The sequence below is a fragment of the Photorhabdus sp. CRCIA-P01 genome (assembly GCF_003545805.1).
Taxonomy (GTDB): Bacteria; Pseudomonadota; Gammaproteobacteria; order Enterobacterales; family Enterobacteriaceae; genus Photorhabdus; species Photorhabdus antumapuensis.
The window spans coordinates 44,221-53,625 of the sequence record NZ_NMQR01000032.1 but is presented as its reverse complement, the minus strand read 5'-3'; the positions used below and the strand labels follow the sequence as shown (position 1 = coordinate 53,625).

General features: G+C 43.1%; 6 protein-coding genes and 6 tRNA genes. 11 read left to right on the top strand and 1 reads right to left on the bottom strand.

The window, feature by feature from the left end:
- The first annotated feature begins 470 nt into the window (after positions 1–470).
- The 10 genes from nagE to D3222_RS17205 all read left to right on the top strand — a co-directional run bounded on the left by nagE (position 471) and on the right by D3222_RS17205 (position 6,459).
- Positions 471–2,000: an N-acetylglucosamine-specific PTS transporter subunit IIBC gene (gene nagE, locus D3222_RS17250; protein WP_118987252.1), complete on the top strand. Its 1,530-nt coding sequence runs from the start codon at positions 471–473 to the stop codon at positions 1,998–2,000.
- Between the two features lie 402 nt (positions 2,001–2,402).
- Positions 2,403–3,215: a glucosamine-6-phosphate deaminase gene (gene nagB / locus D3222_RS17245; protein WP_118987251.1), complete on the top strand. Its 813-nt coding sequence runs from the start codon at positions 2,403–2,405 to the stop codon at positions 3,213–3,215.
- Between the two features lie 84 nt (positions 3,216–3,299).
- Positions 3,300–4,460, top strand: a complete 1,161-nt coding sequence (nagA, locus tag D3222_RS17240) for an N-acetylglucosamine-6-phosphate deacetylase (protein WP_118987250.1) — start codon at positions 3,300–3,302, stop codon at positions 4,458–4,460.
- Between the two features lie 15 nt (positions 4,461–4,475).
- Positions 4,476–5,699: a DNA-binding transcriptional regulator NagC gene (nagC, locus tag D3222_RS17235; protein WP_118987249.1), complete on the top strand. Its 1,224-nt coding sequence runs from the start codon at positions 4,476–4,478 to the stop codon at positions 5,697–5,699.
- A 151-nt stretch (positions 5,700–5,850) separates the two neighbouring features.
- Positions 5,851–5,927, top strand: a tRNA-Met gene (locus tag D3222_RS17230).
- Positions 5,928–5,932: 5 nt separating this feature from the next.
- Positions 5,933–6,017: transfer RNA gene (locus D3222_RS17225), tRNA-Leu, on the top strand.
- Positions 6,018–6,045: 28 nt separating this feature from the next.
- Positions 6,046–6,120, top strand: a tRNA-Gln gene (locus D3222_RS17220).
- 52 nt (positions 6,121–6,172) lie between these two features.
- Positions 6,173–6,247 (top strand) — tRNA-Gln (locus D3222_RS17215).
- 55 nt (positions 6,248–6,302) lie between these two features.
- Positions 6,303–6,379, top strand: a tRNA-Met gene (locus D3222_RS17210).
- Between the two features lie 5 nt (positions 6,380–6,384).
- Positions 6,385–6,459 (top strand) — tRNA-Gln (locus D3222_RS17205).
- 123 nt (positions 6,460–6,582) lie between these two features.
- Here D3222_RS17205 and ubiF read toward each other — a convergent pair.
- Positions 6,583–7,773, bottom strand: coding sequence for a 3-demethoxyubiquinol 3-hydroxylase (ubiF, locus tag D3222_RS17200; RefSeq protein WP_198672844.1), 1,191 nt, complete (start codon positions 7,771–7,773; stop codon positions 6,583–6,585).
- Positions 7,774–7,962: 189 nt separating this feature from the next.
- On the opposite strand from ubiF, the gene miaB reads away from it, so the two are divergent.
- The gene (gene miaB, locus D3222_RS17195; RefSeq protein ID WP_118987248.1) at positions 7,963–9,393 is read left to right on the top strand and encodes a tRNA (N6-isopentenyl adenosine(37)-C2)-methylthiotransferase MiaB; all 1,431 of its coding nucleotides are present in this window, start codon (positions 7,963–7,965) and stop codon (positions 9,391–9,393) included.
- Positions 9,394–9,405: the final 12 nt, after the last annotated feature.

The window sequence follows — 9,405 nt, the reverse complement described above, 5'->3', positions numbered from 1 at the left end:
TTATACGGCTATTCTATTGGGTATTTATTTAAAAATAAATTTACAATCAGACTAATAAAATTAACCAAAATATAACAAATAGTTACGTTGCATACACTCATTTTAATGTTTAAACCGTCGTAAATAAACAATAAAATACTTTGCAATTTATTAACTCTTGGCAATATCTGTCCGAGATTTTCTTATCTAATTATCTGTTTTTTTATAATTAAATTTGATGTTATTCAATCTATTTCGATAGCTAAAAACCATAAAATTAAATAAATCATTAAGTTAATTCAGTTAAAAATTTGAACCCGTTGACTACAAATGACTCAATTTATGCAATTTTAAACAATATCGCTACAGTGATCACAATTACTCACTTATGTGTAGCTTTTTATTATTTTTCAACTAAAAATAAGTTGTATTGCTGTTGTTAATAGCGCGCTATTTTTTCAATAAAACTTCCTACAACTAAGGTAAGCATTATGGGTATATTCAATTATTTGCAGCGATTGGGAAAAGCATTAATGCTTCCCATTGCCACGCTTCCCGTAGCTGCACTTTTGCTACGTTTTGGTCAACCCGACGTATTTAATATTCCTTTCATCGCCAGCGCTGGCGGGGGTATTTTTGAAAACCTCCCTCTGCTATTTGCATTAGGTATCGCGATAGGCTTAGCAAAAGATAATGCTGGCGCTGCCGCACTGGCAGGTGTCGTTGGTTTTTTAGTACTCACTAAAGCTACGGCAGTCATAGATTCGACAATCAATATGTCTTTTTTCGCAGGCATTATCGCAGGTATTGTTGCCGGTCATTGTTATAACCGTTTTTCAGATACACGCCTGCCGGAGTTTCTTGCTTTCTTCGCCGGTAAGCGATTAGTCCCTATCATGACAGGCATTATTTGTCTGTTCATTGCATGGATATGTGGCTATGCATGGCCATATGTTCAGCACGGTATTGATACTTTCAGCCTTTTAGTATCAAAAAGCGGTATGGTCGGATGGTTTACTTATGGTGTGCTTAACCGCTCTCTCATTCCATTTGGTTTACACTATATCCTGCATTCTGTTTTCTGGTTTAGTTTGGGTGATTGTCTGAAAATTACTTATGACTTAGCCAGTTCTGTACATAATATCTGCCTGGCTCCAGATGTTGTCCGTTCTCTGACCATCGGCGCGGCGGTTCCAGGTATTGACGGCTCTACGATTACCCAAATAGCCACCGATATGAGCCGCGGCGACTTGAACCGTTTCTTCGCCGGTGATCCTCATGCCGGAATCTACATGGCCTGGGCTTATCCCATCTTTATGGGCGGTTTGCCCGGCGCTGCACTGGCAATGTATCTTGCAGCACCAAAGGAACGTCGTCCTCAGATTGGCGGGATGCTATTATCCGTCGCTTTGACAACGTTCTTAACCGGTATAACTGAACCAATAGAATTCTCATTCTTATTCCTGGCTCCAGCTTTATATGTTCTGCATGCAATATTGGCTGGTGTTAGCATGGTTATCGTCAATTCATTGGGCATTCTGCATGGCTTTGGATTCTCCGCCGGATTAATTGACCTTGTATTGAGCTGGGGTCTGGCAACCAAGCCGTGGTTGTTAATCCCATTAATCGCCTTGTTCTTTGTGCTGTATTTTGTTTGCTTCACCCTCATGATTCGTATTTTCAACTTACGTACGCCAGGCCGCGAAATTGGAGAAACAACTCAAGCGACTTCCGCCTCCCAAGACAACGAAACAATCCAACATTACATCACCGCTCTTGGTGGCGCACAAAATATTCATACCGTAGACGCTTGCATTACCCGTCTTCGCTTAACCGTTGAAGACAACACACAATTGGATGAACACCAGTTAAAACAATTAGGTGCGAAAGGCGTCCTGAAAATAGGGAAACAGAGTGTTCAAGTTGTATTGGGACCCCAGGCAGAAAGTATTGCCGAGCAGATACGTACTCAGCTACCCTTAGATAGACCAGACAAAAGATCGCCAAATAAAAGATCATAGCTAAAAACACCTCGAACTTAAAAGGGAACTCATCTCTCGTTCCCTTTTATTTTTCTTGCAAAAATAAGATGACTTAATAAGTGACAAAAACCGTAAAATCCATCACTTCCTCCATTAATTTCCTGGCTATTTTTTGTATCTTATTTTAAGATAAAAAATATCTTTGACGTACAGCATATCTCTGCTCATAAAAATGATTTATACCCTATGGATTTCAAGATACATCGCGACGGCAAGGGAGTGAATCCCCGGGAGCATAGATAACTATGTGACCGGGGTGAGCGAGTGCAGCCAACAAAGAGGCAACTTGAAAGATGACGGGTATAGTATTCACACGATAAGAAGATTAGTTAATCAGCTAATTTATCCAACTGCTATAATTTCTTGTTTTAAGAGGCATTTATGAGACTGATCCCCCTAACGAATGCAAGTGATGTTGGTAAATGGTCCGCACACTATATCGTTAGTAAAATCAATACATTTAACCCCACCGCCGAGCACCCTTTTATTTTGGGGCTACCAACCGGCAGTACACCACTGGCAACTTACAAAGAATTAATTGCTTTGCATAAAGCAGGGAAAGTTAGTTTTAAACATGTCGTGACATTCAATATGGATGAATATGTTGGCATCGCCGAAAATCATCCACAAAGCTACCATGGGTTTATGTACCAGAATTTCTTTGATCATATTGATATTCAAAAAGAAAATATCAATCTACTTAATGGTAATGCCTCTGATGTCGAAGCGGAATGTCAACGTTATGAAGACAAAATTAAGTCTTATGGTCAGATTCATCTATTTATGGGGGGCGTCGGCAATGACGGTCATATTGCTTTCAATGAACCCGCATCATCCCTGACTTCCCGTACACGCATTAAAACACTTACCGTAGAAACCCGCACAGCTAACTCCCGCTTCTTCGATAATGATATTAATCAGGTGCCTAAATACGCCCTGACCGTAGGTGTAGGCACGTTAATGGATGCAGAAGAAATCATGATCCTTGCAACGGGTCTAAATAAGGCCCAAGCCATTCAGGCGGCAATTGAAGGCAATGTTAACCATATGTGGACCATAAGCTGTCTGCAAATGCATCCTAAATCCATCATTGTCTGTGACGAACCTGCAACAATGGAATTGAAGGTAAAAACAGTCAAATACTTCCATCAACTGGAAGCAGATATTATCGGCGAATTCGCCAGCAAAAAATAAGAATCCATGCAGCCTGATGCCTCTCCCAGGCTGATTACCGTCATTATCTTCAATCATCATCTCCCGATCCCATAGGAGGCTAAGATGTATGCTTTAACCAACTGCATTATCTATACCGGTCACGACAGACTAGATGAGCATGCCGTTATAATTGCAGACGGCTTAATCAAAAGTGTTTGCTCAATACAAAATTTACCAAAAGATATTGTCACGCGCGATCTGAATGGTGCAGTGCTTTGTCCCGGCTTTATTGATTTGCAAGTTAATGGCTGTGGTGGTGTTCAGTTCAACGATCAGTTGAAAAACATTTCAGAAAAAACGCTGGATATCATGCAAAGAACCAATGAACGCTCTGGCTGCACCAGCTATTTGCCGACTCTGATTACCAGCACGGACGAATTGATGATGACCTCTGTTGAGGTAATGCGCACTTATCTTAAGCATAATCAGCATCAGGCTTTAGGTTTGCATCTGGAAGGACCTTATCTCAACCCGGTAAAAAAAGGCACTCATAATCCAGAGCTTATCCGTAAGCCTACATCTGGAATGATAAATTTCCTGTGCGATAACGCTGATGTCATCACTAAGTTGACCCTCGCACCGGAAATGGTTGAGCAAAAATATATTCAGCAGTTGGTAGAAGCCGGTATTGTTGTTTCCGCCGGTCATTCAAATGCCAGTTATGAAGAGGCCCGACAGGGATTCCAAAACGGAATTACTATCTCAACCCACCTTTATAATGCCATGCCAACTATTTCAGGCCGCCAACCCGGCTTGATTGGCGCTATCTTTGATACACCCGAAATCTATGCTGGAATCATCGCTGATGGGTTGCACGTTTCATGGCCAAATATTCGTAATACTAAGCGTTTGAAAAACGATAAATTAATTTTGGTAACGGATGCGACAGTCCCAGCAGGGCTCGATCCTGCCATCAGTAAAATGGAACATTTCACCTTTGCAGGTAAGACCATATACTATCGCAACGGATTATGTGTTGATAAAAACGGCGTTCTAAGTGGCTCCTCTCTCACTATGATAGATGCCGTTAAAAATAGCGTTGAACATGTTGGTATTGCACTGGATGAAGCACTGAGGATGGCAACTCTTTACCCTGCCCGCGCTATTGGTGTTGATAAATATCTTGGCACTGTTGAAACCGGGAAAATCGCTAACCTCTGTGTTTTCAATCACGACTTTAAAATCTGCAAGACCATCATTAACGGAAAAGAAACTGAACTTTGACGGACGAAATAACTGATGAGTTATAACAACACACAAAAACAAATTGGTAATATTGACCTTGTAAAGCAACTTAACGGGGCTGTGGTATATCGGTTGATTGATCAGAAAGGGCCAATCTCTCGCATTCAAATTGCTGAGCAAAGTCAACTGGCGCCAGCCAGTGTGACTAAAATTACTCGTCAATTACTTGAACGTGGCTTGATTAAAGAAGTCGATCAACAAGCTTCTACCGGAGGCCGCCGCGCCATTTCCATCGTTACGGAAAATCGTCACTTCCATACTATTGGTGTCCGCCTTGGCCGTCATGATGCTACTCTTGCTCTCTATGACATGAGTGGTAAGGCATTGGTTGAAGAACATTATCCACTGCCTGAAGCAACTCAGCAAAAAGTTGAAAACCAGCTTATCAACGCAATAGAAAACTTTATTCAACAAAATCAACAAAGGATCCGCGAACTCATCGCCATTGCAGTTATCCTGCCCGGATTAGTTGACCCAGACACCGGCATCGTCCGTTATATGCCTCATATTAAAGTGACTCACTGGACTCTGGTCGATAATTTGAAAAAGCATTTCAACATTACCTGTTTTGTTGGTCATGATATTCGCAGTTTGGCATTGGCTGAACACTATTTCGGCGCCACCCGTGATTGTGAAGACTCAATACTGGTACGTATCCATCGGGGTACCGGTGCCGGGGTGATTATCAATAACCAGATACTTCTCAATAATAGAGGAAACTTAGGTGAAATTGGTCATATTCAAATTGATCCACTCGGTGAACGTTGTCACTGTGGCAATTTTGGCTGCCTGGAAACTATTGCCGCTAACTCAGCAATAGAAGCGCGAGTTCAGCATCAATTAAAACAAGGTTTTCCAAGCCAGTTAACATTGAATAATTGCAATATCAGAGCTATCTGCCAAGCCGCTAATCAAAATGATCCATTAGCATCTGAAGTGATAAAAAGTGTCGGCCATTACCTCGGTAAAGCTATCTCTATCGCGATTAATTTATTTAATCCACAGAAAGTTGTTCTGGCGGGAGAAATTACTGAAGCTCAGAAAGTGCTCTTACCCGCTATTCAAAGCTGTATCAACTCTCAGGTTCTGAAAGAATTTCGTCAAGATCTGCCGATCGTTGTTTCTGAATTAGTCCACTGTTCTGCTATTGGCGCCTTCGCTCTGACTAAACGTGCTATGCTTAATGGTGTTCTGTTACAACACTTACTCGAAAGGTAATGTTATTTTTTGTTGATTTTGTCAGCAAAATGCTTATATGCCAAACAAACAAGCGACTTTAAACAGATTTCGAGAAAAAAGCAGTTGACGCATTTAGCTGATATACGCATAATGCGCCCCGCAACGCCGATGAAGGTAATGCAAAAAAGATGGCTACGTAGCTCAGCTGGTTAGAGCACAGCACTCATAATGCTGGGGTCACAGGTTCGATTCCCGTCGTAGCCACCATCTTTGCGGGAGTGGCGAAATTGGTAGACGCACCAGATTTAGGTTCTGGCGCCGCAAGGTGTGCGAGTTCAAGTCTCGCCTCCCGCACCATTCATTCATCGAGTTGTCGTTATTCAGATGGGGTATCGCCAAGCGGTAAGGCACCAGGTTTTGATCCTGGCATACCCAGGTTCGAATCCTGGTACCCCAGCCATAATTCTGATAGCACAATTCCGACAACATGTTGCACAGTGACCACTTTCAGTTGGGGTATCGCCAAGCGGTAAGGCACCAGGTTTTGATCCTGGCATACCCAGGTTCGAATCCTGGTACCCCAGCCATTGACTGGCTGGTGATCATTGGTATTTTCTAATAAATTTTCTCGCATCAAAAAAAGGCTACGTAGCTCAGCTGGTTAGAGCACAGCACTCATAATGCTGGGGTCACAGGTTCGATTCCCGTCGTAGCCACCATTCATTGGGGTATCGCCAAGCGGTAAGGCACTGGATTCTGATTCCAGCATTCCCAGGTTCGAATCCTGGTACCCCAGCCATATTTATCAATGTGTTACCTTTCTCTCTTGTCAATTAGCCGCATATTAAAAAAAGCAAATTATCCACGCCATAACATAAATAGATTTACGACGTGTTTGTGATATTCACTACCAATTTATACGTTACAATCCCAATGCATACTTAAGCGCCGCTTTTTTCATTACGCCAGCCCGTTGAGCTGCCATCAACGCCAGATTACGAGCGACTTTCAGCCCCGGCAACTCATTACTGAACACGGTGTAAAATAGATCCATTCCAGCTTGCATCGTTAGGTTATCCGGCATTCTGCGGCGCTGATAACGCATCAATACTTCCAATGAATCCCACTTTTCTGTTAATTCTCTCGCCTTCACCAAAACATCAAGCAGAGTATTCACATCCCGATAACCAAGATTTACCCCCTGCCCGGCCAGTGGATTAATGGTATGAGCCGCATCACCCAACAATACTAATCCTTCACGCACATAACTGTTAGCATGATGACGAGTCAAAGGAAATGAACCAACAGCCACGGGAGTCACTTTACCTAATCGCGCAGGAAATGCCTGAAAAATCTCCTGCTCAAGTTGAACCATTGACATTGCCTGTAATTGTCGTATGCGTGCCGGTTTGTCGTACCACACCAGCGAAGCCCATTGATCAAACAGTGGAAGAAACGCTCTCGGGCCAGAAGGAAAAAATTGCTGCCAAGTAATATCCTGCCGTGGCTGTTCTGTTTTTACCGTGATCAACATACAAGACTGTCTGTACTGCCAGCCACGACTGCCAATTCCTGCCATTTGCCGAACCTGGGAACGAGCGCCATCAGCCCCGACAATCAAACGAGCAGCTATTTCCGTTCCGTCAACCAGAGTCACTAACCAGCCCACTTTCTGTCGCTGCATTGATTGCAATACTGCCGGGCATAGCAAAGTCAAATTGGGATATTTTTCAAACTGCTGCCACAGCGCCAGTTGCAAGATACGGTTTTCAACCATATAGCCCAACTCAGGCAACTCTAGACTTTGTGCATCAAACACCAAATTAGAATCATTCTGTTCCCAAGTCTCTAATGTACGATACGGCGCACTGCGCATCTGTAATACTGCATCCCATGCGCCAAGTTGTTTGAACAAAGCTACAGAAGCACAACTGATTGCTGATACACGCACATCAGGATGACTCTGTATATCATAAGATTGTGGTGGTTGATGATCCAATAAAGCAACTGTCCAACCTTCCTGTGCCAACCCTAATGCTGTTGCAGCGCCGATCATGCCAGCACCGACCACCACTACATCAAAAATCTGTTGTGAATTATTCATCTCAGTCATGCTATTAACCCATTGATTAGTACAGTGTACCGAATTTTTAATTCTCCGGTAGAGAATATCCTGTTTAACAGTCTGGTCACTGCTCCTGCAAATGACTACAATATCCGACAACTTTATGCCTAATACACAATTGCTTTTGCCGTGTAATAACACCTTTCAGCACGGTAGAAAGCTCGGATGCACAAGAAAATGTCGACGATAAAAAAACTGTATATTAAAACTTGGGGCTGTCAGATGAATGAATATGATTCATCTAAAATGGCCGACCTGCTGGAAAGTACTCACGGTTATCAGTTAACCGATGTCGCCGAAGAAGCAGACATTTTACTATTGAATACCTGTTCAATCCGCGAAAAAGCACAGGAAAAGGTTTTCCATCAATTAGGCCGTTGGAAACACCTAAAAGATACTAATCCAGATATCATCATTGGAGTCGGGGGCTGTGTAGCCTCTCAGGAAGGGGATTTCATCCGTCAGCGCGCTCAATGTGTAGATATTATTTTTGGGCCGCAAACATTGCACCGTTTACCTGAAATGATTAACCAAGTGAAAGGCACCCGCAGCCCGGTTGTTGATATCAGCTTCCCGGAAATCGAGAAATTTGACCGTCTACCTGAGCCGCGTGCTGAAGGCCCGTCTGCATTTGTTTCTATTATGGAAGGTTGCAACAAATACTGTACTTTCTGTGTCGTACCTTATACCCGCGGAGAAGAAGTTAGCCGCCCATGTGATGATGTTCTGTTTGAAATCGCTCAGCTTGCCGCTCAAGGCGTACGTGAAGTCAACCTTCTCGGTCAGAATGTAAACGCCTATCGGGGAGCCACTTATGATGGTGATATCTGCTCTTTCGCTGAGTTAATTCGTTTGGTGGCGGCTATAGATGGTATTGATCGTATTCGCTTTACGACTAGCCACCCAATTGAGTTTACGGACGATATTATTGCCGTTTACGAAGATACACCGGAATTGGTTAGCTTCCTGCATCTACCGGTGCAAAGTGGCTCAGACCGTATTCTAACGTTGATGAAACGTGCACATACAGCTCTTGAGTATAAAAGCATTATCCGCAAACTGCGTAAAGCACGCCCTGATATCTTGATAAGCTCTGACTTCATTATCGGATTCCCAGGTGAAACCCAAGATGATTTCGAGAAAACCATGAAACTGATCGCTGATGTCAATTTCGACATGAGCTACAGCTTCATCTATTCTGCTCGTCCGGGAACGCCGGCAGCCGATCTGCCTGATGACGTCAGTGAAGAAGAGAAAAAACAGCGCCTTTACCTGTTACAACAACGTATCAACCAACAAGCTATGAGCTACAGCCGTGCTATATTGGGCAGTGTACAACGTATTCTGGTTGAAGGAACTTCCCGTAAGAATGTGATGGAGCTTTCTGGCCGTACCGAAAACAATCGGGTTGTCAACTTTGAAGGCCAGCCTGATATGATTGGCAAATTCGTTGATGTTGAAATTGTTGATGTCTACGCCAACTCACTACGCGGTAAAGTTATCCGTACCGAAGATCAAATGGATCTTCGTATACACGAATCACCTGAGTCCGTTATAGCCCGTACCCGTAAAGAAGACGAAATCGGGGTCGGCACTTATCAGCCCTAAATATAGAGATAA